This is a genomic window from Geodermatophilus sp. SYSU D00703, assembly GCF_054050155.1.
In genome coordinates this window covers 1-26,190 of the sequence record NZ_JBJGYU010000012.1, presented here as the reverse complement: position 1 = coordinate 26,190, position 26,190 = coordinate 1, and the positions used below count along the sequence as shown (strand labels likewise).

Sequence of the window (26,190 nt, the reverse complement as noted above, 5' to 3'; positions counted from 1 at the left end):
GGGGGGTCGCCAGGATCGCCGTCGTGCCCCTGCCGACCGACCTGCCGGTGCTGCCCTTCCCCGACCAGGCGGCGCTGGAGGAGTGGCTGGAGGCCGAGCACGCCACCGCCCCGGGGCTCTACGTGCAGCTGGCGAAGAAGGGCGCCGGGGTGCCGTCGGTGACCTACGCGGAGCTCGTGGAGAGCTGCCTGTGCTTCGGCTGGATCGACGGGAAGGCGCAGCGGCTCGACGAGACGTCCTACCTGCAGCGGATCACGCCGCGGCGGCCGCGCAGCATCTGGTCGCAGAAGAACGTCGCGGCCGTCGAGGCGCTCACCGCGGCCGGCCGCATGCGGCCCGCGGGCCTGGCGGCGGTGGCGGCGGCGAAGGCCGACGGGCGCTGGGAGCGGGCCTACGCGGGCCCGGCCACCGCCACGGTGCCCGACGACCTGGCCGCCGCGCTGGACGCCGAGCCCCCCGCCCGGGCGGCGTTCGCCGCGCTGGACGGCACCAACCGGTACGCCGTCCTGCACCGGGTCGCCACGGCCGCGACGCCGGAGACCCGGGCCCGGCGGATCACGAACCTGGTCCGGATGCTCGCCGAGGGCCGCCGGCCCCACTGAGGGAGGACCCTCCTGCCCCCACCACGGCCCCGTCCAGGGCACCGCCCCGAGCTTGCGAGGGTGGGGAGGACGGGGTCCTTCTCCCTGCAGGAGGCCGCCGGCCCTACTGGCCGAGGACGCGGCGGGCGCCGGCGTAACCGCCCATGTCGACGCCGGTGACCGCGACCGGCTGGCCGAAGGTGCGCGCGTGGACCATCTTGCCGCCGCCGACGTAGATGCCCACGTGGTAGACCGGCGAGCCGAAGAAGACCAGGTCACCGGGCTGCAGCTGGCTGCGCGAGACGGCCGTCCCCATGCCGGACTGGGCGCGGCTGGAGTGCGGCAGGGAGACCCCGGCGGCCCGGTAGGCGTAGCTGGTCAGGCCGGAGCAGTCGAACCCGTCGGGGCCGGTCCCGCCCCAGACGTAGGCGTCGCCGACCTGCGCGAGGGCCGCCTCGAGCACCGCGGCGACCTGGTCGCTCGGCGCCGCGGCCACCACCGCCGCGGTCGACGGCGCGTCCAGCGACGGGCCGGCCAGCGCCGTGGTGACGGCGGCCTGCTCGGCGGCGGTGAGCCGGTTGAAGTCGGCCTCGTAGGCGTCGACCTGGGTCTGCACCTCGGCCTGCTGGCGCTCGAGCTCCTCGAGCGCGGCCGTGGCCTGGGCGGCCGCGGCGTCCGCGTCCGCCTCGGCCTCCTCGGCGGCGTCCTGGGCGGCGGCGACCTCGGAGATGAGTCCCTCGGTGTGGCTCGCGAGGAGGTCCAGCGTGGTCATCTGCTGGACGACGTCGTCGGCCGAGTCGCCGGTGAGGAAGGCCGCCATCCGGGACTGGCTGGTGCCGGCGCTCTGCGCGATGGCGCGCAGCTGCGGCTCGTAGGCGGACAGGGCGGCCTGGGCCTTCGCGGCACGGGCAGCGGCGTCCTGCGCGGCCTGCTGCTGCTCGGCCACGGTCACCTCGGCCTGGTGCACCTGCTCGTCGATCTCGCTGAGCTGCTGGCCGGCCTCGGCCACCAGCCGCGCGGCCTCGGCGGTGGTAGACGGCGCGGCGCCCGCGGGAGCCGGGACCAGCAGGACGAGTCCCACGGCAGGCAGCGCGAGGGTGGCGCCGAGCCAGCGTCGCCTCGTCGTCCGGTCGCGCCGCATCCGGCCCCCTCTCGCCGCGCGCCCCGCCCCGGGAAGTGGGCGGTGTTCGTGCGCGCCGGTACGCACGGTAAGGAGGCGTTCGCGGCTCGTAGGGGGCGGCGCGCGGGCGTCGGGGGCGCCGGGACGCCTCAGCGGTCACAGCGGTCACAGCGGGCTCTGCTGTATCGCGGGAGCCCCGGTCGCGTCGTACCCCGGGGCTACCGCCGGCCCGGCGGGGCCGACCCGGACGGCGTCCGGTCCGGCGCCAGGGGGACGAGCCGGTCGGCGACCGCGCCGGTGACGAACGCGTAGAGGGCCTTGGCGCCGACGTCGACGACCCGGTCGCGGCGGGACCAGGTCCACGGCGGCGAGCCGACGCCGGTGGCGTTCTCGAGGGTCTGGTCGGTGGCCAGCCGGACGGAGGTGTGCCAGGCCGAGGCGCGCCAGCCGCGCAGGCCGCTGGCCGACCACACGCCGCGCAGCGCCCCGACGAGGGCGCCGGTCCCCCAGTGCATGAGGTGGTTGCGCACCGGCGGGCGGGCGGACCCGGGGAGCCGGTGGCGGGTGGTGAGCGCGGTGAGCGTGCGCGCGGGCACGTAGGAGTCCGGCCGGTGGGTGACCGACTGCTCGACCTTCGTGCCGAGGGTCATGGCCGCGGTGCCGGCCAGTCCGGCGAGGGCGCCGCGGAGGGCAGCTCGTCCCAGCATGGGCCGAGCCCTACCCGGGGTCCGGCCCCGGGCAACCACGCGGCACCCGGCAGGGTCCCGCGGCGGCGGACCGGTCTCAGCCAGCCAGGGGTTTCTGGGCGTCGAGGCCGGAGACCATCTCGAGGTCGCGGAGGATCGCGCCGAGCTCGTCCGCGGTCCAGGGCTCGCAGCAGTCGCAGCCACCCTCGCGGTAGCTCACCAGTCCGAGCAGGCCCTCGGCGTGGTCCTCGTCGATGGCGAGGTGCCCGGCGCTGGGGTGGCGGTGACAGGTGCACGCGGCGGCGCACAGGCCCAGGCCCCAGCCGGAGACGACGACCGTGCTCCCGTCGTCCCAGACCTGGCCGACCTGGAACACCGACGGCTTCTGACCCCTGGTCATCGGACTCCCCCTCACCTGCCCCGCGCGTGCGCGGGTTCCGCGTGCGGCCGGGCGAGCGCTCCGCTCGGGCCACGTTTCGTTGGATCCGCGACGGGGTAGTGATGGACGCTCTCCGTCGCTGCACCCACGGTATGGGGGCACAAGCGGAGCGTCACGGGAGGCAAATGACAACGATGTGACGAATCGGTTGGCACACCGCCACCGACGGTCGCGTCCCCTCGGCGCGTCGCGCTCGTGAGGGGCGAGCGCGGGCCCTCCGGTGTCAGCCGGCGGTGTCCACTACGCCGCCTCCGCCCCCGGTCCGCTCCTCGCTCGCGGGCGCTCGCTCCGATGCTCCCGGCGGCGTCAGCCGGCGGTGTCAGCTGGCGGGCGAGACGCTGCTCATGTTGAAGTCCGGCACCCGCACCGTCGGCATGGCCGCGCGGGTGAACCAGTCGTTCCACTCCCGTGGCAGCGTGCGTTCCGTGCGGCCGGCCTGGGTGATCCGCGCGAGCAGGTCGACCGGGGACTCGTTGAACCGGAAGTTGTTCACCGCGCCGGTCACCTCCCCGCCCTCGACGAGGAAGACGCCGTCGCGGGTCAGGCCCGTCAGCAGCAGCGTCTGCGGGTCGACCTCGCGGATGTACCAGAGCGTGGTGAGCAGCAGCCCGCGCTCGGTGCCGGCCACCATCTCCTCCTGGCTCGCGGTCGCCTCGGGGACCTCCAGGACCAGGTTGTCCACCGCGGCGGTGGCCGGGGCCGTCGTCTTCAGCGCCCACGCCCGCGGGCGGATCAGGTTGGTCAGGACACCGTCCCGGATCCAGTCCACCGCGGGTGTGGCCATGCCGTTGTCGAAGACCGAGGCGGCGCCGGAGGAGCCGCTGACCACCTGGAACGGGCACGTCTCCAGGCCCGGCTCGAACGGGTCGCTGCGCAGCGTCAGCGGCAGCGCCGCGAGGCGCTCCCCGATCCGGTTGCCGCCGCCGGCCCTGGCGTAGACGTTGCGGCCCTCGTCGGCGTCCCGTGACTCCATCGTCCAGTAGGCGTAGATCATCAGGTCGCTGACCGCGGACGGCGGGAGCAGCGTCTCGTACCGCCCGGCGGGCAGCTCCACCCGGCGCCGCGACCAGCCCAGCTTGCGCTCCACCTCCGCCGCCAGCGCCTCCACCGAGACGTCGGCGAAGTCGCGGGTGCCGGCGCCGGCCCAGACCGAGCGGCTCATGTCCGCGCTCTTGCCGTTGAGCTCGACGCGGCCGCTGGGCTGGTCGTGCCGCAGCCGCAGCCCGGTCGAGGTGCCCAGGTAGGTGGTGGCCATGGCGTGCTCGGCGTAGCCGAACAGCAGCTCCTCCCGGCCTCGGGCCTCGCCGAAGGCCTGGCCGAGCGCGGGGGCGAAGTCGGCGAAGACCCCGATCGAGGTCTCGGCGGGGTCGGCGTCCCAGTTCCCGGCGCCGGGCGGCGTCTCGGTGACCAGCGGCACCGCGTCCTCGGCCGGGCCGGCGTCGCGGGCCGCCTGCTCGCTGGCGGCGACGAGCTCCTCGACGTCCGGGTTGCCGGTGCGTGCCACGGTGCCGGCCGCCATCCCGGTGCCACCGTCGACGAACGAGACGACGACGACCTGGCGCGACCGCATCGACCCGTTGGTGGTCAGGCTGTTGCCCGCCCAGCGGAGGTTGGCCTGCGAGCTCTCCACCACGAAGGCCACCTGCCCGTCGGCGGTGGAGGCGGCCAGCGCCTTCTCGACCACGTCCTGCGGACGCACCCAGCTGGTCATCGCCCGGCCTCCTGCACGGTGTTCAGGATGTTCACGTTCTCGAACAGGGCCACCGGGCAGCCGTGGCTGACCGGCGCGACCTGGCCGGGCTGGCCCTTGCCGCAGTTGAGCGCGCCGCCGAGCACGTGGGTCTGCGGGCCGCCGACGACGGCCATCGCGCCCCAGAAGTCCGTCGTCGTCGCCTGGTAGGCCACGTCCCGGAGCTGACCGGCGAGCTTCCCGTTCTCGATCCGGTAGAAGCGCTGGCCGGTGAACTGGAAGTTGTACCGCTGCATGTCGATCGACCAGCTCTTGTCGCCGACGACGTAGATGCCCCGCTCCACCCCGGCGATGACCTCCTCGGTCGAGGGACCGTCGGGCGCCGGCTGCAGCGAGACGTTGGCCATCCGCTGGATCGGCACGTGCTGGGGCGAGTCGGCGAAGGCGCAGCCGTTGGACCTGGGCATGCTCCCCAGGCGGGCCGTGTTGCGGTCGACCTGGTAGCCGACCAGCACGCCGTCCCGGACGATGTCCCACTGCTGGCCGGCGACGCCCTCGTCGTCCCAGCCGATCGTGGACAGCCCGTGGCGGGCGGTGCGGTCGCCGGTGACGTTCATGACCGGCGAGCCGTACTGCAGCGAGCCCAGCTGGTCGACGGTGGCGAACGACGTCCCGGCGTAGGCGGCCTCGTAGCCCAGGGCGCGGTCGAGCTCGGTGGCGTGGCCGATCGACTCGTGGATGGTCAGCCACAGGTTCGACGGGTCGACGACCAGGTCGTAGCGGCCGGCCTGCACCGACGGCGCCTTGGTCTTCTCCCGCAGCAGCTCGGGGATCTCGGCGAGCTCGCCGCGCCAGTCCCAGCCGGTGCCGGTGAGGTACTCCCAGCCCCGCCCGACCGGCGGCGCGAGCGTGCGCATGCTCTCGAACGCACCGGTGGTCCGATCGACCGTGAGCGCGGTGAGGTCCGCGTGGACGCGGACCCGCTGCTGCCGGGTGCGGGTGCCCGCGGTGTCGGCGTAGTACTTCTGCTCTTTCACCGCCGTGCAGCCGGTCTGCACGTGCTCGACGCCGTCGGCCGCCAGCAGCCGCTCGGAGAACTCGGTGAGCAGTCCGGTCTTCTCGGCGTCCGGCACCTCGAACGGGTCGACGGCGTAGTCGGAGACGTAGACGGCGTCGGGGTACACCGACTCCGGGGCGAGCTCCACGCGGTCGCTGGCCACCGCGGCGGACACCCTCGCCACGTCGACGGCCTCCTCCGCCAGCCGGACGGCCTCCGCGGCGGTCAGGACGACGCCCGCGGCGAAGCCCCAGGTGCCCTCGTGGACCACGCGCACGGCCAGGCCGAGGTCCTCGCCGTCGGCCAGCGACTCCAGCCGGGCGTCGCGCAGGCTGATCGACTGGGTGCGGATGCGCTCCACACGCAGGTCGGCGTGCTCGCAGCCGAGGTCGACGGCGCGGGTGAGCGCCGCGTCGGTCAGCGCGGAGAGCGGGAGGGCGAGGAAGGACGCGTCCACGTCACGGGAGGCAGCCACCCGCCCTGTCTACCAGCCGACCTCCGGCGCCTCCCCGCCTGTCGAGATCGCGCGATTTCGCACGGTGATCTGGCTCCCCGCGTACGAGATCACGGGAACTCGCCGGTGGGGCAGCGGCGTCGACCGAGCGGGCCAGGGGTAGTCGAGGCCCATGTCCCCTCCCCCGCCGCCCCGAGCCGATGACGTCACCCTGACCTTCGGCGGGAACGCCACCACGCTGCTGCGGATCGGCGGGTTCACCCTGCTCACCGACCCGAACTTCCTCCACCGCGGGCAGCGGGCCTACCTCGGCAAGGGGCTGTGGACCAAGCGGCTGACCGAGCCGGCGCTGCAGCCCACCCAGCTGCCCCGGCTGGACGCGATCCTGCTGTCGCACCTCCACGCCGACCACTGGGACCGCATCGCCACCCGCACCCTCGACCGGGGCACGCCGGTGGTCACCACCCAGGCGGCGGCCAAGGCCCTCGAGCGCCGCGGCTTCCGGGAGACCCTCGACCTACGGCCCTGGCAGCGGCACGAGTACCCCCGGGACGGCGAGACGCTGCGGATCACCTCCGTCCCCGGGGTCCACGGCCCGGGTCCGGTCGGCAAGCTGCTCCCGCCGGTGATGGGCAGCGTGCTCGAGCTGGTGCGGGACGGTGAGGTGTCGTGGCGCGGGTACATCAGCGGCGACACGGTCTACCGCCCGTGGCTCGGCGAGGTGCTGCAGCGCTGCGGCCCGCTCGACGTGCTCATCCCCCACCTCGGCGGCACCAGGGCGCTCGGCGTCACCGTCACCATGGACGGCCGCCAGGGCGCCGACCTGGTCGAGCTGCTGAAGCCGCCGGTCACCGTGCCGATCCACTACGACGACTACGACCGGTTCGGCTCGCCGCTGGGGGACTTCGTCCGCGAGGTCGCCGCGCGGCGGGCGCCGGGCGAGCTGCGGCCCGTGGTGCGCGGCGAGACGATCAGCCTCCGGCCGTGACACCGTGACACCGCGATCCTCCGGATCGCACCGCGGCCAGGTGCCGTCCCCGCCCCGAGCTGAGCCGCTGCCCGTGTCCCGGTCGGGAGACCCTTCGGGCCCCCGCGACCGGCCCACCCGCTACCGGGCGGCGAGGCGGGCGGCGCGGGCGGCGACGTCCGCGCGCAGCTCCTTGGCGTCCACGGTCGTGCAGACGCCGTCGCGCACCACCTGCCGACCGCCCACCCACGTGTCGCGCACCAGCCGGGAGGCGCCGGACCACACCAGGTGGGTGAGCACGTCGGGCGGGCTGAGCACCGGCTCGAACAGCAGGTCCCCGGTGTCGACGTGCACCAGGTCCGCGCGGCGGCCGGGCGCGAGCTGCCCGAGGTCGGGCCGGCCGATGGCGTCGGCGGCGGCGCCGGTGGCCAGCCAGAACGCCTCGGCGGCGGTCAGCGCCGTCGCGGAGTGCTCCCGCAGCCGGGCCAGCTGCGCGGCCAGCCGGACGTCGGCGAGCAGGTCCAGCCCGTCGTTGGACGCCGCCCCGTCGGTGCCCAGCCCCACCCGGACGCCGCGGTCGAGCATCGCCCGCACCGGCGCGAGGCCGCTGGCCAGCTTTGCGTTGCTGGCCGGGCAGTGGGCGACCGCGACGTCGTACTCGCGCCACAGCTCCAGGTCGCCGTCGTCGAGGTGGACGCAGTGCGCGGCGAGCACGCGGCCGCCGAGGACGTCGTGGGCGGCCAGCAGCGCCGGCACCGACAACCCGTGGGTAGCCAGCAGGTCGGCGTCCTCGGCGACGGTCTCGGCCACGTGCAGGTGCAGCAGGAGGCCGTGCTCGCGGGCGGCGGCCGCGGTGTCCCGCAGCACCGGGAGCGGGATCGTGTACGCCGCGTGCGGGCCGAGACCGAACTCCACCGTGCCCTCGGCGGGCGCGCGGGCGGCCAGGGCGACGGCGTCCTCCAGCTGCTCGGCCAGCGGCGGCATCCCCGGCAGCGGGATCAGCGGGGTGGCGACGACCGCCCGCGCGCCGGTGCGGCCGACGGCGGCGGCGATCCGCTCGGGCTCGAAGTACATCTCCACGCTGGTGGTGACCCCGCCGCGCAGCATCTCCGCCGACGCCGCCTCCATCGCGACCTCGACGTCCTCGGGGGTCAGCCGCGCCTCCCGCGGCCAGATCACCTCGCGCAGCCAGCGCGCCAGGGGCAGCCCCTCGGCCTGCCCGCGGAAGAGCACCATCGGCGCGTGCGAGTGGGTGTTCACCAGCCCCGGCAGCAGCACCCCGGGGAGGGCGACGACCTCGGCGTCCCCGGCCGGCGGGGCGTCGGCGGCCGGGCCCACCCAGCCGATCTCGCCGTCCTCGACGTCGACCACGGCGTCGAGGACGACGGTGCCGGCGCGGTCCCCCACGACGACGGCCCTGGCGGTGAAGCGCTGCCGCATGGACGGCGAACCTACCCCCGTCGCTGTCAGCTCCCGTCCAGAGCGCGCCGTTACCGTGGAGGCCATGTCGTTCCTCGCCGCCGCTGCATCCTCCGACCAGGGCGGCATCACCGGCTTCCTGCTCGACATGGTCGACGAGCTCGGCGCCGTGGGCGTCGGCTTCGCCATCCTGCTGGAGACGGTCGTCCCGCCGATCCCCAGCGAGGCGGTGCTCGGCCTGGCCGGCGTGCTCATCAACGACGGCCGGCTGAACGTCGTCCCGGTCGTGCTGCTCGCCACGCTGGGGTCGGTCCTCGGCGCGATCTTCTTCTACTACGTCGGCCGCGCGCTGGGCCCGCGCCGCTCGCACGCCTTCCTCGACCGGCTGCCGCTGGTGGAGACCGAGGACGTCGACAAGACCTTCGCCTGGTTCGAGCGGCACGGCCGGCCGGCGGTGTTCTTCGGCCGGATGGTGCCGATCGTGCGCAGCTTCATCTCCGTGCCCGCCGGCGTGGTGCGGATGCCGCTGGGCCAGTTCCTGCTCTTCTCCGCCGCCGGCAGCCTGATCTGGAACAGCGTGCTGATCGGGCTGGGCGTGGCGGCCGGTGACTTCGTGCAGGCCAACCTCAAGTACCTGGACTACGCCGTCGTCGCCGCCGTCGTCCTGGGCATCGGCTACCTCGTCGTCAAGCGCTACCGGGACGTCCGCCGCCACCGCCGGGAGCGCGCGCTCGGCCGGTCGGAGGCCGGCGACGCCGACTACGGCCGGCCCGCCGCGTGAGCGCCCCCGTCCGCCCCGAGGTCGTCGCCTTCGACGTCAACGAGACGGTGCTCGACCTGGCCCCGGTGCGGGCCGCGCTGGTCGAGCTCGACCAGCCCGCCGACCTGCTGTCCACGGTGTTCGCCCGGACCCTGCTCACCGGCTTCGCGACCGCCGCGGCCGGCACCTGGATCCGCTTCCGGCAGGCCTTCGACGCCGCCCTCGCCCAGGCCACCCCGCTGTCGGCCGCCGAGCGGTCCCGGGTCGCCGACGCCTTCCTCGAGCTGGCGCCGCACCCCGACGTCGAGCCCGCGCTGCGCCGGCTCGCGGAGGCCGGGGTGCGGGTGGTGACGCTGACCCACGGGGCGCCGGGGGTCGCCGAGGCCGGGCTGGAGCGCGGCGGCGTCGCCCCGCTGGTGGAGCGGTGCCTGTCCAGCGAGGCGATCCGGGCCTGGAAGCCGGCCCGGGAGGTCTACCTGTGGGCGGCGGGCGTGTGCGACGTCGCGCCGGAGCGCCTGGCGCTGGTGGCCGCCCACGCCTGGGACGTGCACGGCGCCCTGCGGGCCGGCCTGACCGCCGCCTGGTTCCCGCGCACCGAGCGCAGCTACCCCGACGTGTACGACCCGGCCGCGCTCGTGGCCGGCGACCTGGCCGGCGCCGTCGACGCGCTGCTCGCCCTGCCCCGCGCGTGACGGAGTTCGCGACCCCGCTCGGCCCCGCCCGGGTCACCGCGACGAAGCCGGACGGCGGCATCCGCGGCACGCTGGTCCTCGGGCACGGCGCCGGCGGGGGGATCGGCTCGGCCGACCTGGTGGCGGTCACCGCCACCGCGGCGGCGGCCGGGTGGCGGGTGCTGCGCGTGGAGCAGCCGTGGCGGGTCGCCGGCAAGCGGATCGCCCCCGCCCCGACCCGCCTGGACGTCGGGTGGACGGCGGTGCTCGACGGCCTGCGCGACGCCGGCCGGCTGGCCGGGCCGCTGGTGCTGGGCGGGCGCAGCGCGGGCGCGCGGGTGGCCTGCCGCACCGCCGCGGAGCAGGCGGCGGCCGCGGTGCTCTGCCTCGCGTTCCCGCTGCACCCGCCGGGCCGGCCGGAGCGCAGCCGCGCGGCCGAGCTCACCGCGGTCCCGGTGCCGCTGGTCGTGGTGCAGGGCGAGACCGACGCCATGGGCCGCCCCGAGGAGTTCGCCGCCGTCCTGACCGGTCAGGCCGGGGCCTCGCTCTACGGCGTCCCCGGCGACCACTCGCTCGCGGCGAACCCCGACGTCGTCGCCGCTGCCGCGATGGACGGGCTCGAGGCGGTGGCCGCCCCGGTGTCGTGACCGACGGGCCCGTGCCCCGCGGGGCACGGGCCCGACGGGGCCGGTCAGTGACGCAGGCGCCGCACGACCAGGCTGATCAGCAGCAGCAGCAGCGCGACCGCCCCCACCGGCTTGGCGTAGCGGGTCAGCGCCGCGCCGCCGGCGACCTCGAGCAGGTCGATCGGCTCGGGCTCGGCCGCCGCGGTCGGCCGGGCCGGGGTGCTCGCCGGGGTCGGCGCCGGACCGGCCGGGGTGCTCGTGGGAGCGGTGACCGGGGCAGCTGCACCCGGCGCCGCGGTGGCCGGCTCGGCCGGCGTGGAGGCCGGGGTCGCGGCCGGGCCGGCCGGGGTGGTCACCGGCACCGTGTCGGAGACCGGGGCCGTCGTCCCGGCGGCCCGGTCCGCAGCCGCAGCGGCGGTCTCGCGGGCCGCGGCCGCGGCCTTCTTGGCCGGTTCCGCGGTGGTCGACGCCTCGGCCGACGCGGCCACCTCCTCCACCGCCCCGGCGACCGTGGCCGCCGCGCCCGGGGCCGGCGGCGTCGCCGGGGTCGCGGCCTCGGTGGGCGCCGGGGCCGCGGCCTCACCGCCGGCCGCGAGCTGCGCGGCCAGCTTGTCGGCGAACTGGCCGAGCAGCTTGTTGCCGACGTCGGTCATCACGCCGCGGCCGAACTGGGCCGGCCGGCCGGTGATGTTGAGGTCGGTGAGGACGTCGACCCGCGTGGTGTCCCCCTCGGCCTTCAGCTGGGCGGTGATGAGCGCGGCCGCGGTGCCGTTGCCGCGCTGGTCCTTGCCGCGACCGTCGATGACCGCCTTGTGCGCCGCCTCGTCCTTCTCGACGAACGAGGCCTTGCCCTGGTAGGTGAGGTTGATCGGGCCGAGCTTGACCTTCACCCGGCCGGTGAAGTCGTCGCCCTCGACCGAGTCGAGCGCGGCGCCGGGCATGCACGGCGCGATCCGCTCGATGTCCAGCAGCACCCGCCAGGCCTCGTCGATGGGCACGGGGACGGTGAACGAGTTCTCCAACTGCACGGTGCGACCTCCTGGGCTGCGGAACTCGGCCGGTCCACCCCCGTGGGGGCGGGCCGGCCGAGGTGACTGGCGGGTTCCGGGGGTTGGGGATGGACGCTACAACCCCGCGGCGGCGCTGACCGCTCGTCGGGTCAGCACCTGCGCCAGGTGCCGGCGGTAGTCGGCCTGCGCGTTGAGGTCGCTGCTCGGGCTGGTGCCCTCGGCGACGGCCTGGACAGCGGCGGCGACGGCGTCCGGGCTGGCCTCCACCCCGGCCAGGGCGGCCTCGGCCGCCCGGGCACGCAGCGGCGTCGGACCCATGTTCGTCAGCCCGATGCGGGCCTCCGCGATGCGCCCGTCCTCCCGGCGGACCGCCGCGGCGACGGCGACGATCGACCAGGCCTGCGCCACCCGGTTGAACTTCTCGTAGCGCATGCCCCACTGGCCGGAGAGCTTGGGGACGCGGATCTCGACGAGCAGTTCCCCCTCCTCCAGCGCGGTGGTGAGGTAGTCGACGAAGAAGTCCGCCGCGGGCACCGTGCGCCGCCCGTTCGGGCCGGCGACCACGAACTCCGCGTCCAGGGCCAGGGCCACGGCCGGCAGGTCACCGGCGGGGTCGGCGTGGGCCAGCGCGCCGCCGAACGTGCCGCGGGCCCGCACCTGCCGGTCGGCCACCGTCTCGGTCGCCTCGGCGATGAGCGGCGCGTGCTGCTGCACCAGTGGGTCGGTCATGACGTCGTGGTGGGTCGTCATGGCGCCGATGACGATCGCGTCGCCGTCGTCCCGGACGCCGCGCAGCTCGCCGACCCGGGCCAGGTCCACGACGGTCTCCGGGGCGGCCAGGCGCAGCCGCATGACCGGGATCAGCGACTGGCCGCCGGCGAGGATCTTCACGTCCTCGCCGCCCGCGGCGACGGCCTGCACGGCCTCGTCGACGGTCGTCGGCCGGGCGTATGCGAACGGAGCGGGGATCACCGGTCACCTCCGAGGGACGACTGGGGGGTCGAGACACCGGCGGTGGTCTCGGTCTGCGCCCCGCCGTAGGCGGTGGTGCCGGCGGTGGCCCGGCCGCCGCCGTCCCCGCCCTGGTGGATCGCCCGCCACACCCGTTCCGGCGTCAGGGGCATGCGGATGTCGCTGACCCCCAGGTGCCGGACGGCGTCGAGGGCGGCATTGACGACCGCGGGCGTGCTGGCGATGCAGCCTGCCTCGCCGACGCCCTTGGCCCCGATCGGGTTGCCCGGGGCGACGTGCACCGTGTTGCCCGTGTCGAAGTGCGGCAGGTCGGCCGCCGACGGGACCAGGTAGTCGACGAACGTGCCGGTGGTGAGGTTGCCGTCGGCGTCGTAGACGGCCTCCTCGTAGAGCGCCTGGGCGATGCCCTGCGCCAGCCCGCCGTGGACCTGCCCCTCGACGATCAGCGGGTTCACGATCGTGCCGACGTCGTCCACGCAGGCGTACTTGCGGATCGTGACCATCCCGGTCTCGGTGTCGACCTCCATGGCGCAGATGTGCGTGCCGTGGGGGAAGGAGAAGTTGACCGGGTCGAAGGTGGCCTCGGCGTCGATCGACGGCTCGATGTCCTCCGGGTAGTTGTGCGCGGCGAAGACCGCCAGCGCGATCTCCTGGATGCCCATGCTCGTACCGGGCGTGCCGCGGACGGAGAACTTCCCGTCGGCGAACTCGAGGTCGTCCTCGCTGGCCTCGAGCAGGTGCGCGGCGACCTTGCGGGCCTTGGCGATCACCTTCTCCGCGGCCTTCACCACAGCCGTCCCGCCGACGACCAGGGAGCGGGAGCCGTAGGTGTCCATGCCCTTGGGTGCGACCGCGGTGTCGCCGTGCAGCACCTCGACGTCCTCGAACGGCACGCCCAGCTGGTCGGCGACCAGCTGGCTCCACGCCGTCTCGTGGCCCTGCCCGTGGGGCGTGGACCCGGTGACGACCTCGACCTTGCCGGTGGGCAGCATCCGGATGGACGCCGCCTCCCAGCCGCCCGCGCCGTACGACAGGGACCCCAGCACCCGGGACGGCGCGAGGCCGCACATCTCGGTGAACGTCGAGAACCCGATGCCCAGCTGCACCGGGTCGTTCGACTCCCGGCGCCGCCGCTGCTCCTCGCGCAGCTCGTCGTAGCCGATGAGCTCGAGCGCCTGCTGGGTCGCCGCCTCGTAGTCGCCGCTGTCGTACTCGAGGCCGGCCACCGTGGTGAAGGGGAACTCCTGCGCCTGGATCCAGTTCTTGCGGCGCAGCTCGAGGGGGTCCATGCCCAGCTCGACGGCGAGCTCGTCCATGATCCGCTCGATGGCGAAGGTCGCCTCGGGGCGTCCGGCGCCGCGGTAGGCGTCGGTGGGGACCTTGTTGGTGAAGACGCCGTCGCACTCGAAGCGGTAGGCGGGGAACTTGTAGATCGCCGGGAACATGAAGGCGCCCAGCGCCGGCACGCCCGGGGTGATCAGCCGCAGGTAGGCGCCCATGTCGGCGAGCAGCCGCACCTTGAGGCCCTTGACGTTGCCCTCGCGGTCGGCGGCGACGTCGATGTACTGGATCTGGTCGCGGCCGTGGTGGGCGGTCATGAGCGACTCGCTGCGGGTCTCGGTCCACTTGACCGGCTTGCCCAGCCGCCGGGCCACCAGGAGGGCGATGACCTCCTCGGGGTTGACCTGCAGCTTGCCGCCGAAGCCGCCGCCGACGTCGGGGGCGATCACCCGGATCTTGTGCTCGGGCACGCCGGTGACCATCGCCAGCATCACCCGGAGGACGTGCGGGATCTGGGTGGCCGACCACATCGTGTAGTTGTCGCCCTGCGGCTGGACGACGACCGAGCGCGGCTCCATGAAGGCCGGGATCAGCCGCTGGTTGACGAACCGGCGGCTGACCACGACGTCCGCGTCGGCGAAGGCCTGGTCGGTGTCGGCCCCGGTGCCGGCCTCCCCGGCATCGAAGACGAAGTGGTAGGCGGTGTTGGACTCGATGTGGTCGTGGCAGAGGTCGGCGTCGCCCTTGACCGCCTCCTCCATGTCGAGCACCACCGGCAGGGGGTCGTAGTCGACGTCGACCAGCTCGACGGCGTCCTGGGCGGCGGCCTTGCTCCGGGCCACGATGACCGCGACGGCCTCGCCGACGTGGTTGACCTCCTCGACCGCGACCGAGGGGTGCCCGGGGTTGACCATGTCCGGCGTCACCGGCCAGGCGCACGGGATGGAGCCCTGCTCCTCGGCGAAGTCACGGCCGGTGAAGACGGCGACGACGCCGGGCGCCTGCTGCGCCGCGGTGACGTCGACGTTGCTGATCTTGGCGTGGGCGACGGGGCTGCGGACCACCGAGAGGTACAGCATCCCGGGCAGCACCGTGTTGTCGGTCCACGTCGTCCGGCCGGTGATCAGCCGGGCGTCCTCCTTGCGCCGGCGGGCCTTGCCGACCTCCTTGGCCGAGGCCTGGGCCGCGGCGTCCTCGGTGACCGTCATGCCTGCACCACCACGTGGTCGGTGGCTGCCGTGTCGACGGCGGCCGGGCGGGCGGGCGGCACCTCGGCCACGGCACCGCCCATCTCGGCGGCGGCGTGCTGCACGGCCCGGATGATGTTCTGGTAGCCCGTACAGCGGCAGAGGTTGCCCTCGATGCCCTCACGGACCTCGGTCTCGCTGGGGTTCGGGTTCTCCTTCAGCAGGTCGACCGCCGCCATGATCATCCCCGGCGTGCAGAACCCGCACTGCAGGCCGTGCATCTCGTGGAACGCCTTCTGCACCGGGTGGAGCTCGCCGCCCTCGGCCAGCCCCTCGATGGTGGTGACCTCGCTGCCGTCGGCCTGGACGGCGAAGACGGTGCAGGACTTCACGGCCGCGCCGTCGAGGTGGACGGTGCAGGCGCCGCAGTTGCTCGTGTCGCAGCCGACGACGGTGCCCACCTTGCCCAGCTGTTCGCGCAGGTAGTGGACGAGCAGGGTCCGGGGTTCGACGTCGTCGGTGTAGGTCACCCCGTCGACCCGCACGTTGATCTGGGTCACGGATCCTCCGCTTCGTTGCAGGGGTCTGTTTCCTTGCAGGGGCCGGTGGCATCGCCACGTCGGCCGGAGTCTGGCAACCGGGGAGTGACTTAGGCCACGCTTATCTGCACGGTGCCCCACACCGGATCCGCAACGGCGGGGTCGCAAGGGGCTGTCCACCCGCACCTGCGGAGCTCGCGTTGCTGGCACGGACCGGAACAGCGCGGGCGCGCAACGTTGCACCGGCGTTGCAGCAGGAGCCCGCGCACCCCCGTGATCCCGGCGTGACGCCGGGGTAGTTAGGTGAGGCTCACCTGCACCCGAAGGAGTTCGCCCATGACCGCCCGCACCGCCCTGCGCGGCGCCGCCCTGCTGGCCGCCGCCGTCCTCGTCACCAGTTGCAGCTCCGGCTCCCCGGACGAGGAGCCCGACGCCGCGGCTCCGCCGTCGGGCGAGTCGTCCGGGGCGTTCCCGGTGACCGTGTCGACCGCCTTCGGCGACGTCACCGTCGAGGAGGAGCCCACGCGGGTGGTCGCCCTCGGCTGGTCGGACGCCGAGACGGCGCTGGCGCTGGGCGTGCAGCCGGTGGGGGCCAGCGACTGGCTGGGCTTCGGCGGCGAGGGCGTCGGGCCCTGGGCCGAGGGCCGCTACGACGAGGCCCCGGAGATCATCGACACGCTCGAGCCCAGCCTGGAGGCGATCGCCGCGCTGGAGCCCGACCTCATCCTCGACACCCGCTCCGACGGCACGCAGGAGCGCTACGACGCGCTCAGCGCCATCGCGACGACCGTCGGCCAGCCCGAGGGCGTCGGCCCGTACCAGACGACCTGGCAGTCGCAGCTGGAACTGGTCGGGGAGGCCCTGGGCCGCAGCGAGGAGGCCGCGGCGCTGACCGACGAGGTCGACCAGCAGTTCGCCGACGCCCGCGAGGCGAACCCGGGGTTCGAGGGCACCGAGGTCGCGGTCGGCGCGTACACCTCGGAGGGCTTCGGCGCCTACGTCCGCGGCGACGCCCGCGTCGACTTCATGGAGGCCCTGGGCTTCACCAACAAGCCCGCGATCCAGGACCTCGCCGGGGAGAACTTCTTCGTCCCGGTCAGCGACGAGGAGCTCCAGCTGCTGGACGCCCCGCTGACCGTCGTCTTCCCGATCTTCGTCGACGCAGCGGAGATCACCGGCAACCCGCTGTGGCAGACCCTGCCGTCGGTGCAGCAGGGCCACGCCGTCGTCCTCGAGGACCAGACGCTGGTCAGCGCGTTCTCCAGCGGCTCGGCCCTGGGGATCGGCTACGCGCTGGACAACGCCGTCCCGCTGTTCGCCGACGCGCTCGCCGGCTGACGGAGGACCCGGTCCGCCCCACTCCTCGCACGCTCGGGACGGGGCCGGGCAGGGAGGTCCTCCCTCGGGCCGGTGCGCGTGCCGTCCGCACCGGCCCGGAGGACCGTCCCGTTCAGTGGACGCGCAGCGGTCCCCTCGGCGCGCGGCGCAGCCAGTGCAGGTGGGCGGCGACCACGGGCCGGCTCGGCGACCCGGGCGGCAGCCACTCCAGGCAGGCCTGCCAGACGGCGACGTCGTCCTGCGCGTCGGGCAGCCGGCTGTACCGCAGCACCAGCTCCGGACGGCGGCTGGCCAGCACCGCGTGGCGCAGCTGCGCGGCCAGCCGCTGCCGGGCGGCGACGACGCCGGGCGCCGCCGAGCGCGGCAGCACCGCACCGGGATAGCGCTCCAGGGCGGGACCGACCGCGCCCTGGTCCAGCAGGCGGCGGACCTGGCCGACGTCGGTCTCCAGCGGGGCCAGCAGCCGGTAGGGGCGGGAGCCGACCAGGTCGGTGCCGACCAGCCGGCGCAGCCGGGACAGCTCGGCGCGGACGGTCACCGCCGCGGCGTCCCCGGCGTGGCACTCGGCGGCCAGCTGCTCGGCGGTGCGGCCGCCCCCGGAGGCGGCGGCCTCGGCGAGGAGCAGCAGCAGCTCGGAGTGGCGCAGCGACAGCTCGACCGGTCCGGCGGGCAGCCGCAGCCGCGCCCGCTCGCGGCCGAGCACCGCCAACCGCGGGACCGGCCGTGGCGCCGGTGCGGCGGGCCGGCCGGCGTCCTGGTCCCGGTGCAGCCAGCGGAGCTCGGCCTCGACCGCGGCCACCGTCGCCCGGACCAGCGTGAGCACCTGTGGGCTGGCCACGTGGTCGCCGCCGGTGACGTCGATCGCGCCGAGCAGGACGCCGGTGACCGGGTGGTGCACGGGGGCGGCCGAGCAACTCCAGTTCTGCACCGGCCGCCGGTAGTGCTCGCTGCCGTAGATCTGGACGGCGTGGTCGACGGCGAGCGCGGTGCCGGGGGCGTTGGTGCCCGCGACCTCCTCCGACCAGCGGGCGCCCTCGACGAAGTTCATCCCCTCGGCGCGGGAGCGGAGCCGGCGGTCGCCCTCGACCCACAGCATCCGGCCCGCGGCGTCGGTGACCGCGACGATCATCTGGTCGGCCTCGGCGTCCTCGACCAGCAGCCGGCGGATCACCGGGAGGACCGGGGCCAGCGGGTGGGCGGCGCGGTAGGCCAGCAGGTCGTCGTCGAGCAGGTCGACCGGCGGCGCGCTGCCGTCGGGGTCGACGCCGCTGCCCAGGCAGCGCCGCCAGGAGTCCCAGACGACGGCCCGCACTTCGTCGCGGGCCGGGGCCCCGCCGCGGGTGACCAGCGCCTCGTGGGCGGCCCGCAGCCGGCGGGCCAGCGCGGGGTCGGGGCGTCCCTCGGGCAGCGCGAACCACGGGTTGACCGTGGTCACGACGTCGTCCGCGGGCTCGGGCTCATCTCGCGCCCATCGTGGCCCGTGGCCCGCGTTTCCACCAGGCAGCCGGGTTCGGGTGCGGCCCCCGCCCGGCGCGCGGGCCGATGTCGGGCGGAGCGGCCGGGAGCAGTGCCCTCGGGTCGCGGGCGCGCAGCGCGCCCCACCACAGCCCGGTGCCGTAGGCGAGGTCCTCCAGCCGGCGGGCGGCCGTGAACCGCAGCAGGCCGACCTCCCGGCGGTGCGGCCACCAGGCGAGGACGCCGTCGGCGAGGGCAGCGGCGGCCAACCGGCGGCGGGCCCGCCGGGAGACCGCCGCGGCGAGCACCGCCAGGGGCCAGTGGTGCCGGGTGGCGCTGCGGGCCAGGGTGCGGCCGGCCGCGGCGCTGCCCCGCAGCACCAGGACCGCGGCCAGCCCCACCGGCGGGCGCTCCCCGGGGCGGGCCAGCCGCCGCGCCAGCCGCCCGGTCCCGGCCGCCAGGACCCCCGCGGCGGCGAGCGCGGCGCCCCGGCGTCCGGTCAGCAGCAGCCCCCAGGCCAGCGCCGACCACGGCGAGACGACGACCGGGGCGACCGCGGCGCCGTGCCGGGCGGCGAGCAGCGCGGCGCCGGTGCCGTAGAAGGCGCGGCGGCGCAGCCACGCGGCGGTCTCGGCGGGGTGCTCGTGGGCGACCGTGGCCGCCGGCTCGTACCGCACCCGCCAGCCGGCCGCGGTCAGCCGCCAGACCAGGTCGACGTCCTCGGCCACCCGCATCGACTCGTCGAAGCCGGCGCCGAGCGCGCGCCTGCGGGCCAGCAGCGCGGCGCTGGGCACGTACGACACCGCCGTCCCGGCCGTGACCGGCGCCGGGTGCGGCCCCATGTCGAGGGCGCTGACCGCGGTCTCGTAGCGGTCCACCCAGCCGGCACTCCGCGCGGGGAGGGCGGTGATCCGCGGCGCGACCAGCGCCAGCCGGGGGTCGGCCGTGTGACGGACCAGGCCCCGCGCCCAGCCGGGCAGCGGCACGCAGTCGGAGTCGAGGAAGGCGACGAGGTCGGTGGTCGCCGTCCGCAGGCCGGCGTTGCGCGCGGCGGCCGGGCCGCGCGAGGTGGCGTGCCGGTGCACCCGGGCGCCGTGCCGGCCGGCGGTCGCCGACACGGCCGCGGGGTCCGTGGAGCCGTCGTCCACGACGAGCACCGGAACGGCGGCGGTGTCCGGGTCGGTGCGCAGCGCGGCCAGCAGCCGGTCCAGCTCGGCGGGGCGGTCCTTGACCGGGACGACGACGGTGAGGGCCACGGGCACCGCCCCGGTGAGATCGGGGTGGGCGAGGCCGCTGTCGAGCAGGCGGGCGGCCAGCGCGGCGGTGGCAGCGTCCCGGACGACGAGCCGGTCGCCGCGCAGCAGGTCGCGCGCCCGCGGCCGCAGCCGCAGCAGCCGCAGCGGGGAGCCGCCGAGCAGCGCCGTCCCCCCGTCGCGCCGCCGGGTGCGGGGGTCCAGCCGGACGGCGAACCCGTCGGGCAGCCGCTCCGCCGCAGGTGCGGCGACCGCGAGGCCAGCGGTCATCCCTCGCCCAGGACCTCTGCGGTCGTCGTCACCTCCACCAGCGGGGCGTAGCAGCCGAGCAGCTCGAGGGTGTCCTCGTGCGCCTCGTCGCTCGCGCCGGCGCAGGCGTCGGCGACCACCCGCACCCGCACGCCGGCGTCGGCCGCGGGCAACACGGTGGAGAGGACGCAGCAGTCCGTGGCGACGCCCGCGACGGTCAGCGGCCCCTCACCGACGAGCTCGGCGAGCTCGGGCACCCACTTGCCGAAGGTCGGCGCCTCGATCACGCGGCGGTCGCCGGGGTCCTCGGACAGCTGGAGCAGCGGGATCGCGTGCCCCGCGCGGAAGTAGTCGTACTTCGCGTAGTAGTCGGCCCAGGCCCCGACCGGCTGCTCGGGCACGACGAAGCGGGTGAACACCGCGCGGTTCCCGAACGCCTCGGCCAGCGACCGGATCCGCGGGCGGATCTCGTCGAAGCGGGGCGTCGTCCACGGTGAGGTGGGGTCGCGGAAGACCTCCTGGTAGTCGACGACGACCAACCACCCGTGCGGCGCTGCCATGACCGGCACCCTAGGTCGGGTCAGCTCCGCAACCGTCCGGTGGGGTCGACGTCCCAGGCCCGGACGGCGTCGGCCAGCCGCCCGGCCATCCCGGCGAGCAGTTCTGCGCCCTCCTCCGCGGAGGCGCCGGCCGGGTCGCCCAGGACGCCGGTGGCGCTGACCGCGCGCACGCCCTCGGCGCGCAGCCGCGGCAGCAGCCGCGCGATCGGCGTGGTCTCCCCTGCCACGGCCCGCTCGGCGCGCACCAGCGCTGGTTCCACGTGCAACACCAGCGACGTCTCGGTGCGGCCGGCATGGGCGTCGGCGCCGGGCGTCCCGCACGGGAACCAGGCGACGTCCCGCCCCTCCGACCGCAGCCGCGCGACCGCCGTCCGCAGCGCGTCGAGGTTGCCGCCGTGGCCGTTGACGACCACCAGCCGGCCCACCCACCGGCAGGCCGAGCGGCCGTACTCGACGAGCAGCCCGGTCAGCGCCTCGGTGCCGATCGAGATGGTGCCCGGGAAGTCCTCGTGCTCGCCGCTGGCGCCGTAGGCCAGCGCCGGGGCGAGCAGCACGCCGTCCAGGACGTCGACGGCGGCCTCGGCGACCGCGCACGCCACCGTGGTGTCGGTGGCCAGCGGCAGGTGGTGGCCGTGCTGCTCGACCGCGCCCAGCGGGACGAGGAGGAGGGGGCGCTCGGGCAGGTCGAGCCAGGCTGCCCCGGCGAGGGACGTCACCGGGGCAGCCTAGAGATCACTCGGTGGTCTTGAAGACCCGCGCCGCGAGGCCGATCAGGCCGAGGGTGATGACCGTGACGGTGAGCAGCTGCACCCCGACCGGCACCTCCCAGCCGAACCAGGTGATCACCGGGAGCAGCCGCTCCTGCTCGGCGGCCGACAGCGACAGCGAGTCGAGGGTGAGGTGCCGCATCGGCTGGACGACGTAGGTCAGCGGGTTGAGCCGGGTGAGGACGGCGAGCCAGTCCGGCAGCCCGGAGACCGGGAACAGCGCCCCGGACAGGAACATCATCGGCATGATCAGCAGCTGGCTGACCGGCATCGCCGTCTGGATGGTCTTGATCCGGGTGGAGAGGAGGACGCCCAGCGCGGTCAGCAGCAGCGCGCCGAGGAACAGGCAGCCGACCAGGGCGAGCAGCAGCGACGGCGAGTAGGGGATGCCGACGGTGCCGACGAGGGCCAGCAGCACCAGGCTCTGCGCCGTGGCGACGGCGGCGCCGCCCAGGCACTTGCCCCAGATGATCGCGCCGCGGGAGATCGGCGCGACCATCATCTCCCGCAGGAAGCCGAACTCCCGGTCCCACACCAGGGAGATCCCGGCGAACGCGGCGGTGAACAGCACCGACGTCGCCAGGACGCCAGGGAAGAGGAACGCCTGGAAGCTGGTGGAGCCGCCGGTGTCGACGATGCTGGAGAGCCCCGTCCCCATCACGAAGATGAACAGCAGCGGCTGCAGCAGCATCGTGAGGATGCGGGCCTTGTCCTGCTTGAGCCGCAGCAGCTCGCGGCGCATGACCACCCAGGTGGCCCGCGCCTGGTGGGCGAGGTCGCTGCGGACCTCCGTCATGGGGGCGGGGGACAGCTCGGGGACGGCGGTGTCGCGGGTCGTCATCGGTCATCGCCTCCCGGCGAAGGGGAAGGCCGGGGAGCCGTGCCCCTCGGAGTCGCGGATGGTGCGGCCGGTGTAGGTCAGGAACACGTCGTCGAGGCTGGGCCGGGTGACGGTGACCGAGCGGATGCCGACGCCGAGCTCGGTGAACAGCCGCGGCACCACCTGCGCCCCCTCGGCCACGGCGAGGGTGACCTGCCCCTCGTGGACGCCGGCCTCGATGCCCAGCCGCTCCCGGACCCGGGCGATCGCCAGCTCGTCGTCGTCGGTGCGCAGCGCGATCCGGTCGGTGCCGACGCTGGACTTCAGCGCCTCCGGCGTGTCCTCCACGACGATCTCGCCGTGGTCCATGATCGCGATCCGGTCGCAGTGCTCGGCCTCGTCCATGTAGTGGGTCGTGACGAACACGGTGATGCTGCTGTTCTCCCGGAGCCACCGGAGGTGGTCCCAGATCGCGGCGCGGGTCTGCGGGTCCAGCCCGATGGTCGGCTCGTCGAGGAAGAGCACCTGCGGGGCGTGCACCAGACCGCGGGCTATCTCCAGCCGGCGCTTCATGCCGCCGGAGAAGCGCTGCACGGTGTCGGAGCGGCGGTCGGCCAGCGCGACCATCTCCAGCACCTCGCCGATCCGCCGGTCGGCCTCGGCGCGGGGCAGCCCGTACAGCTCGGCGTGGAAGCGCAGGTTCTGCTCGGCGGTGAGCTGCAGGTCCAGGGTCTGCTGCTGGAAGACCAGCCCGATCCGGCGGCGCACCTGGTCGCGCTCGCGGACGACGTCGAACCCGGCCACCCGCGCGGAGCCGGAGGTGGGGTTGCGGATGGTGCAGAGCATCTCGATCGTCGTGGACTTCCCCGCCCCGTTGGGTCCGAGGAAGCCGTACGTCTGCCCGGCCTCGACGCGCAGGTCGATGCCCTTGACCGCCTCGACGACGGTGTCGCCGGAGCGGTAGGTCCTCGTCAACCCGACCACCTCGATGGCGGGCTCTCTAACGGCGTTAGACACGGCGGACACCGTCCTCTGGCACCTTTAGGGTGTCAAGCGTGAAACCCGACGCGGTGACCGAGCGGGCCGCCGTGGGTGCCGAGGGGGGAACCGGGCGGGCGCCCGTGACCCGCGAGGCGGTGGTCGACGCGGCGCTGGCGCTGCTCGCCGACGGCGGGCTGGAGGCGGTGTCCTTCCGGCGGATCGCCGCCCGGCTGGGCGTGTCCGGCCCGACGCTCTACTGGCACGTCGACAACAAGCGTCAGCTCATGGACCTCATGGCCGAGGAGTTGGTCCGGCGCAGCGGCCGCGCCCACGCGGGGCCGGCCGAGGGGCAGCCGTGGTGGGAGTGGCTGCGCGAGGACGCCCGCCGCGTGTTCGAGGCGCTCACCACGACCCGGGACGCGCCGCGGGTGCTCGCCGGCAACCGGCCCAGCCCGGAGGGCCTCCCGGGGATCGAGCGGGTGCTCGGCGTGCTCGTGGACGCCGGGTTCACGCCGGGGGAGGCCCAGCAGACGCTGTTCGCCATCGGCGCCTACGTCATCGGCAGCGCGATCGAGTGGCAGGCGGAGGCGGAGCGGACGCGCAGCCAGCCCCTGCCGGCCGGGGACGACGAGGACCTGGGCGACCTGCGTGCGGACCTCCTGGCCGCCCAGCCCGTCCTGCTCGCCGCCATCTCGGAGCTGCTCGAACGCCCTCACTCGGCCGCGTTCGAGTTCGGCCTGGACCTCCTGCTCGACGGGCTGCGCGCCCGCTACGCGACCTGAGCGGAGCACCCCGGCGCGGTCCCCGCGTCCCTCCCACTCCGCTAGATCGTGGCGCCGACCCGGTCGCCGTCCAGGGTCGCCGCCGACGCGCGCCGCGGGGCGAGGCAGTCGCCGATCCGGTGCACCTCCAGGCCGCTGTCGCGCAGGGCCCGCCACAGCTCGTCGTCCGCCCGGGCGTGCGTCGCGACCACCACCCAGTCGGCGGTGCGCTCCTGCACGGCGCCGGTCGGGTGGTGCAGCAGCCGGACGACCCGCCCCTCCACGGCCTGCACCAGCAGGTCGGTGCTCTCCCGGATGCCCAGCTCCGCCGCCCGGCGGCGCCACCGCGGCCGGTCGAGGGTGAGCCCGAGGTCCTGCCCGACGACCATCGCGGCGGTCACGACCTCGACCCCGCAGCCGCGGCCCGCCAGCAGTTCGGCGACCGACGGCGCCGCGGCAGCCCCGAGGTCGTCGACGACGAGGACGTCCCCGGCCGGGCACACCGCGCCGGTCAGCACCTCCCCGATGTCGACCACCCGGTCGGCGTCCCCTGCCCACGCCGGCCGCGTCGGTCGTGCGCCGGTGGCGAGGACGACGACGTCGGGAGCCTGGGCGCGGACGTCGTCCGCGGTGGCCCGCACCCGGGTCCGGACGTCCACCCCGGCCCGCACGCACTCGGCGGCCAGGTCGTCGACGAGCGGCCGCAGCCCGTCCCGCCCGGGGGCGGACGCCGCGACGCGGACCGCACCGCCGGTCGTCGGCGCCTGCTCCAGCAGGGTGACCGCGTGCCCGCGCTGCGCGGCGGTCGCGGCGGCCCGCAGCCCGGCCGGGCCGCCGCCCACGACCAGCACCCGGCGCCGGCGCACCGGGACCGGCAGCGGCGCCTCTCGGCCGGCCCGCGGGTTGGTGACACAGCCCAGCGGCCGGTTCAGCCCGACCCGGCCGACGCACTCCTGGTTGCAGCCCAGGCAGCGGCGGATCTCCGCGGCCCGCCCGGTGCCCGCCTTGGCGGCCCACTCGGGGTCGGCGATCTGACCGCGGGCGACGCCCACCAGGTCGCAGTCCCCGTCGGCGAGGGCGCGATCGGCCTGCGCGGGGGTGAGGAACCGGCCGACCCCGATCACCGGGACGTCGGCCACCGCCCGGACGCCCGCCCGGATCGCCGCCGAGACGTACCGCGCGTACCCGGGCGCGGTGGTCATCGGCGGGACGACCTGCTCGAGGGTCGCGGTCGCGACGCCGACGGTGGTGCTCACGTAGTCGACCAGCCCCGCGGCGGCGAGCAGGCGCGCGGTGGCCACGGCGTCGGCGAGCGCCGTCCCGCCGGCCACGCCCTCCTCGCCGGCGAGCCGGACGCCGACGGCCCGGCCGGGCCCCACCGCCTCCCGGGCGGCGGCGAGCACCTCGACGAGGAAGCGGGCGCGGTTCTCCAGCGGGCCGCCGTAGCGGTCGGTACGCCGGTTGGTCGCCGAGGACAGGAACTGGCGGACCAGCGAGGACTGCGAGGCCTGCACCTCCACGCCGTCGAAGCCGGCGGCGGCGCAGCGGGCCGCGACGTCGGCGTAGCCGGCCACCAGCCGGGCGAGGTCGGCGGCCGACGCCTCCCGTGGCACCTCCCGGAACAGCGGGTCGGGCACCGGCGAGGGGGCGAGGACCGGCGCCCGGGTGTGCGTGGCGTCCGACTGGCCACCGTTGTGGTTGAGCTGGGCGAACACCGGGGCGCCGTGCGCGTGGACGGCGTCGGTGACCAGCCGCCACCCGGACAGCACGGCGTCGTCGTACCCGCGGACCAGCTTCTCGTAGGGCCGGTCGGCCGGGTCGACGGTCGACTCCTCGGTGACCACCAGCCCGGCTCCGCCGGCGGCGCGGGCCGCGTAGTAGGCCTCATGCCGGGCGGTGGGCAGCCCGTCGACGGCGAAGTCGGTCAGGTGGGCGGGGAAGACGACCCGGTTGGCCAGGGTCACCGGGCCGATCCGCAGCGGCGCGGTCAGGCGCTCGAACGACACCGCCCACCTCCTCCTGCGCCGGGGCGACCCTAGAGACTGCGCCCATGGCACCCCGACGCTGCCCCTGCGGGACGGGGCTCCCCTACGACGAGTGCTGCGGCCGGCTGCACGCGGGCACCGCGACCGCGGCCACCGCCGAGCAGCTGATGCGCTCCCGGTACAGCGCCTTCGCCGTCGGGGACCCCGCCTACCTGCTGGCGACCTGGCACCCGACGACCCGGCCGCGCTCGCTGGAGCTCGACCCGGCGCTCCGCTGGACGGGGCTGGACGTCCTCGGCAGCACCGGCGGCGGGCTGTTCGCCGACGAGGGCACCGTCGAGTTCCGGGCCTGGTACCGGTCCGCCGGCGAGACCGGCAGCCGGCACGAGGTCAGCCGGTTCGTGCGGGACGGCGGCGCCTGGCGCTACCTGGACGCCGTCTGACGACAGCCGAGGGAGCATCGCAGCGAGCTCTGCGAGCGAGGAGCGGACCGAGGCGCGGAGTCGGACCGGTGGACACCGTCTGACGACAGCCGAGGGAGCATCGCAGCGAGCTCTGCGAG

General features: G+C 75.5%; 25 protein-coding genes. 8 read left to right on the top strand and 17 right to left on the bottom strand.

The window, feature by feature from the left end; translation table 11 throughout:
- Positions 1-23 precede the first annotated feature (23 nt).
- Complete coding sequence (locus tag ACI782_RS13440; RefSeq protein ID WP_456909940.1) at positions 24-602, top strand: YdeI/OmpD-associated family protein; 579 nt, start codon at positions 24-26, stop codon at positions 600-602.
- A gap of 103 nt (positions 603-705) precedes the next feature.
- Here ACI782_RS13440 and ACI782_RS13435 read toward each other — a convergent pair whose 3' ends face one another.
- The 5 genes from ACI782_RS13435 to ACI782_RS13415 all read right to left on the bottom strand — a co-directional run bounded on the left by ACI782_RS13435 (position 706) and on the right by ACI782_RS13415 (position 6,048).
- The gene (locus ACI782_RS13435) at positions 706-1,662 is read right to left on the bottom strand and encodes a C40 family peptidase (protein ID WP_456909938.1); all 957 of its coding nucleotides are present in this window, start codon (positions 1,660-1,662) and stop codon (positions 706-708) included.
- A 257-nt stretch (positions 1,663-1,919) separates the two neighbouring features.
- On the bottom strand, positions 1,920-2,408 hold the full coding sequence (locus ACI782_RS13430; protein WP_456909936.1) for a hypothetical protein: 489 nt from the start codon (positions 2,406-2,408) through the stop codon (positions 1,920-1,922).
- 76 nt (positions 2,409-2,484) lie between these two features.
- Positions 2,485-2,787: a hypothetical protein gene (locus ACI782_RS13425; RefSeq protein ID WP_456909935.1), complete on the bottom strand. Its 303-nt coding sequence runs from the start codon at positions 2,785-2,787 to the stop codon at positions 2,485-2,487.
- Between the two features lie 358 nt (positions 2,788-3,145).
- The gene (locus ACI782_RS13420; RefSeq protein WP_456909933.1) at positions 3,146-4,537 is read right to left on the bottom strand and encodes a metallopeptidase TldD-related protein; all 1,392 of its coding nucleotides are present in this window, start codon (positions 4,535-4,537) and stop codon (positions 3,146-3,148) included.
- Positions 4,534-6,048 (bottom strand): TldD/PmbA family protein, encoded by a 1,515-nt coding sequence (locus ACI782_RS13415; RefSeq protein ID WP_456909931.1) that lies wholly within the window; start codon positions 6,046-6,048, stop codon positions 4,534-4,536. The genes ACI782_RS13420 and ACI782_RS13415 overlap by 4 nt, the downstream gene beginning before the upstream one ends.
- A gap of 151 nt (positions 6,049-6,199) precedes the next feature.
- Here ACI782_RS13415 and ACI782_RS13410 point away from each other — a divergent pair, with 151 nt between their 5' ends.
- Positions 6,200-7,015 (top strand): MBL fold metallo-hydrolase, encoded by an 816-nt coding sequence (locus tag ACI782_RS13410; protein WP_456909929.1) that lies wholly within the window; start codon positions 6,200-6,202, stop codon positions 7,013-7,015.
- A 120-nt stretch (positions 7,016-7,135) separates the two neighbouring features.
- Here ACI782_RS13410 and ACI782_RS13405 read toward each other — a convergent pair whose 3' ends face one another.
- Positions 7,136-8,434, bottom strand: a complete 1,299-nt coding sequence (locus tag ACI782_RS13405; protein WP_456909927.1) for an amidohydrolase family protein — start codon at positions 8,432-8,434, stop codon at positions 7,136-7,138.
- A gap of 64 nt (positions 8,435-8,498) precedes the next feature.
- On the opposite strand from ACI782_RS13405, the gene ACI782_RS13400 reads away from it, so the two are divergent.
- Genes ACI782_RS13400 through ACI782_RS13390 form a run of 3 tightly spaced genes read left to right on the top strand, consistent with a single transcriptional unit; the run spans position 8,499 to position 10,491 of the window.
- Positions 8,499-9,194 carry a DedA family protein gene (locus ACI782_RS13400; RefSeq protein WP_456909926.1) on the top strand — a complete coding sequence of 232 codons (696 nt, stop codon included), beginning with the start codon at positions 8,499-8,501 and terminating at the stop codon, positions 9,192-9,194.
- Positions 9,191-9,865, top strand: coding sequence for an HAD-IA family hydrolase (locus ACI782_RS13395; protein WP_456909924.1), 675 nt, complete (start codon positions 9,191-9,193; stop codon positions 9,863-9,865). The genes ACI782_RS13400 and ACI782_RS13395 overlap by 4 nt, the downstream gene beginning before the upstream one ends.
- The gene (locus ACI782_RS13390; RefSeq protein ID WP_456909922.1) at positions 9,862-10,491 is read left to right on the top strand and encodes an alpha/beta hydrolase family protein; all 630 of its coding nucleotides are present in this window, start codon (positions 9,862-9,864) and stop codon (positions 10,489-10,491) included. Before ACI782_RS13395 ends, ACI782_RS13390 begins: the two co-directional genes overlap by 4 nt.
- Before the next feature lie 44 nt (positions 10,492-10,535).
- Here ACI782_RS13390 and ACI782_RS13385 read toward each other — a convergent pair whose 3' ends face one another.
- The 4 genes from ACI782_RS13385 to ACI782_RS13370 form a co-directional block, all read right to left on the bottom strand.
- Positions 10,536-11,498, bottom strand: a complete 963-nt coding sequence (locus ACI782_RS13385) for an SRPBCC family protein (RefSeq protein ID WP_456909920.1) — start codon at positions 11,496-11,498, stop codon at positions 10,536-10,538.
- 96 nt (positions 11,499-11,594) lie between these two features.
- Positions 11,595-12,452, bottom strand: coding sequence for an FAD binding domain-containing protein (locus ACI782_RS13380; RefSeq protein WP_456909918.1), 858 nt, complete (start codon positions 12,450-12,452; stop codon positions 11,595-11,597).
- Positions 12,449-14,941, bottom strand: coding sequence for a xanthine dehydrogenase family protein molybdopterin-binding subunit (locus ACI782_RS13375; protein WP_456909916.1), 2,493 nt, complete (start codon positions 14,939-14,941; stop codon positions 12,449-12,451). Before ACI782_RS13375 ends, ACI782_RS13380 begins: the two co-directional genes overlap by 4 nt.
- Complete coding sequence (locus ACI782_RS13370; protein WP_456909914.1) at positions 14,938-15,480, bottom strand: (2Fe-2S)-binding protein; 543 nt, start codon at positions 15,478-15,480, stop codon at positions 14,938-14,940. The genes ACI782_RS13375 and ACI782_RS13370 overlap by 4 nt, the downstream gene beginning before the upstream one ends.
- A gap of 315 nt (positions 15,481-15,795) precedes the next feature.
- Here ACI782_RS13370 and ACI782_RS13365 point away from each other — a divergent pair, with 315 nt between their 5' ends.
- On the top strand, positions 15,796-16,797 hold the full coding sequence (locus ACI782_RS13365) for an iron-siderophore ABC transporter substrate-binding protein (protein ID WP_456909912.1): 1,002 nt from the start codon (positions 15,796-15,798) through the stop codon (positions 16,795-16,797).
- Between the two features lie 112 nt (positions 16,798-16,909).
- Here ACI782_RS13365 and ACI782_RS13360 read toward each other — a convergent pair whose 3' ends face one another.
- The 6 genes from ACI782_RS13360 to ACI782_RS13335 are packed head-to-tail and all read right to left on the bottom strand — an operon-like array spanning position 16,910 to position 22,927.
- Positions 16,910-18,232: a GAF domain-containing protein gene (locus ACI782_RS13360; protein WP_456909910.1), complete on the bottom strand. Its 1,323-nt coding sequence runs from the start codon at positions 18,230-18,232 to the stop codon at positions 16,910-16,912.
- Between the two features lie 22 nt (positions 18,233-18,254).
- The gene (mftF, locus tag ACI782_RS13355; protein ID WP_456909908.1) at positions 18,255-19,775 is read right to left on the bottom strand and encodes a mycofactocin biosynthesis glycosyltransferase MftF; all 1,521 of its coding nucleotides are present in this window, start codon (positions 19,773-19,775) and stop codon (positions 18,255-18,257) included.
- On the bottom strand, positions 19,772-20,314 hold the full coding sequence (locus ACI782_RS13350) for a cysteine hydrolase family protein (RefSeq protein WP_456909906.1): 543 nt from the start codon (positions 20,312-20,314) through the stop codon (positions 19,772-19,774). The genes mftF and ACI782_RS13350 overlap by 4 nt, the downstream gene beginning before the upstream one ends.
- Before the next feature lie 20 nt (positions 20,315-20,334).
- Positions 20,335-21,030, bottom strand: coding sequence for a mycofactocin biosynthesis peptidyl-dipeptidase MftE (gene mftE / locus ACI782_RS13345; protein WP_456909904.1), 696 nt, complete (start codon positions 21,028-21,030; stop codon positions 20,335-20,337).
- A 16-nt stretch (positions 21,031-21,046) separates the two neighbouring features.
- A complete protein-coding gene (locus ACI782_RS13340; RefSeq protein WP_456909902.1) occupies positions 21,047-21,922 on the bottom strand; it encodes an ABC transporter permease in 876 nt (291 codons plus the stop codon).
- A 3-nt stretch (positions 21,923-21,925) separates the two neighbouring features.
- Positions 21,926-22,927 carry an ATP-binding cassette domain-containing protein gene (locus ACI782_RS13335; RefSeq protein ID WP_456909900.1) on the bottom strand — a complete coding sequence of 334 codons (1,002 nt, stop codon included), beginning with the start codon at positions 22,925-22,927 and terminating at the stop codon, positions 21,926-21,928.
- 29 nt (positions 22,928-22,956) lie between these two features.
- Between ACI782_RS13335 and ACI782_RS13330 the strand changes: the two genes are divergently transcribed.
- Positions 22,957-23,664, top strand: coding sequence for a TetR/AcrR family transcriptional regulator C-terminal domain-containing protein (locus ACI782_RS13330; RefSeq protein ID WP_456909898.1), 708 nt, complete (start codon positions 22,957-22,959; stop codon positions 23,662-23,664).
- A 41-nt stretch (positions 23,665-23,705) separates the two neighbouring features.
- Here ACI782_RS13330 and ACI782_RS13325 read toward each other — a convergent pair whose 3' ends face one another.
- Positions 23,706-25,649, bottom strand: coding sequence for a mycofactocin system FadH/OYE family oxidoreductase 2 (locus tag ACI782_RS13325; RefSeq protein WP_456909897.1), 1,944 nt, complete (start codon positions 25,647-25,649; stop codon positions 23,706-23,708).
- A gap of 44 nt (positions 25,650-25,693) precedes the next feature.
- Here ACI782_RS13325 and ACI782_RS13320 point away from each other — a divergent pair, with 44 nt between their 5' ends.
- A complete protein-coding gene (locus tag ACI782_RS13320) occupies positions 25,694-26,071 on the top strand; it encodes a YchJ family protein (RefSeq protein ID WP_456909895.1) in 378 nt (125 codons plus the stop codon).
- The last annotated feature ends 119 nt before the right edge of the window (positions 26,072-26,190 follow it).